General features: G+C 73.5%; 2 protein-coding genes. Both read left to right on the top strand.

Annotation, left to right across the window (positions count from 1 at the left end):
* A partial coding sequence (locus H5J30_RS35305; RefSeq protein WP_181791871.1) for a PdxA family dehydrogenase occupies positions 1-844 on the top strand: 844 nt, incomplete at its 5' end.
* A gap of 59 nt (positions 845-903) precedes the next feature.
* Positions 904-1,057, top strand: a 154-nt coding sequence (locus H5J30_RS35310) for a DeoR family transcriptional regulator (RefSeq protein WP_181791872.1), incomplete at its 3' end; no start/stop codon positions are given.

A 1,057-nucleotide genomic window follows, 5' to 3' on the forward strand; every position in this document is an offset into this window, starting at 1 on the left:
CGCCGAGCCCGCGGGCCCCGGCGTCATCGACGTCTACGACACCGGCGAACTCGGCGCGGACGTACCGGAGTGGGGCAAGGTCGACGCCCGCGCGGGCCGCGCCGCCGTCACCGCCATCGAGGTCGCCACCCGCGCCGCCCTCGACGGCAAGGTCTCCGGGATCGTCACCGGCCCCATCAACAAGGAGGCCATCTGGAAGGCCGGGTCCAAGCACCTCGGCCACACCGAGATGCTCGGCGAGCTGACCGGAGTGACCCGCCAGGACACCATGTTCGTCGTGCGCAACACCGCGGCCGAAGGCCACCACCTGCGCATCTTCTTCACCACCCGGCACGTCGCGCTGCGCACCGCGCTCGACCAGATCACGGCGGAGCGCGTCGGCAAGTCGATCCGCGAGGCCGTCACCGCGCTCCAGGTCTTCGGCACCGAGGCGCCCCGCCTCGCCGTTGCCGCGATCAACCCGCACGGCGGCGAGAACGGCGCGTTCGGCGACGAGGAGATCGTCCACATCGCGCCCGCCGTCGAGGCGGCCCGCGCCGAGGGCCTGGACGTGAGCGGCCCCGTCCCCGCGGACTCGGTGTTCCACCAGGGCCTGGTCGGCCGCTACGACGGCGTGCTGTCCCACTTCCACGACCAGGGCCACATCCCCGCCAAGACCTACGACTTCGACGGCACCATCTCCGTGACCGTCGGGCTGCCGATCCTGCGCACGTCCGTCGACCACGGCACCGCCTTCGACATCGCGGGCACCGGCCGCGCCGATCACGGCACAATGCTCTCGGCGTATCTCGCGGGCGTGGACTACAGCCCGTTCGCGGAGCGGATCCGCCGGACGTACGGCTGACCCAACCCGCCCGCCGCGGGATCCGCCGCGGCGGGCGGACACGACAGACGGAGGCACGTGTGGCCCACCCGACGGCGCGCCGCGGTACGCGCGAGCGGCACGAAGCCCTGCTGAGGCTGCTCCGCGAAGGCACCACGCAGGTGGAGGAGCTGGCCGCGGCGCTCGCCGTGTCCCCGTCGACCGTGCGGCGCGACCTCGGCCGGCTGACCGAGG

The sequence above is a fragment of the Streptomyces phytophilus genome (assembly GCF_013870535.1).
Classification (GTDB): domain Bacteria; phylum Actinomycetota; class Actinomycetes; order Streptomycetales; family Streptomycetaceae; genus Streptomyces; species Streptomyces phytophilus.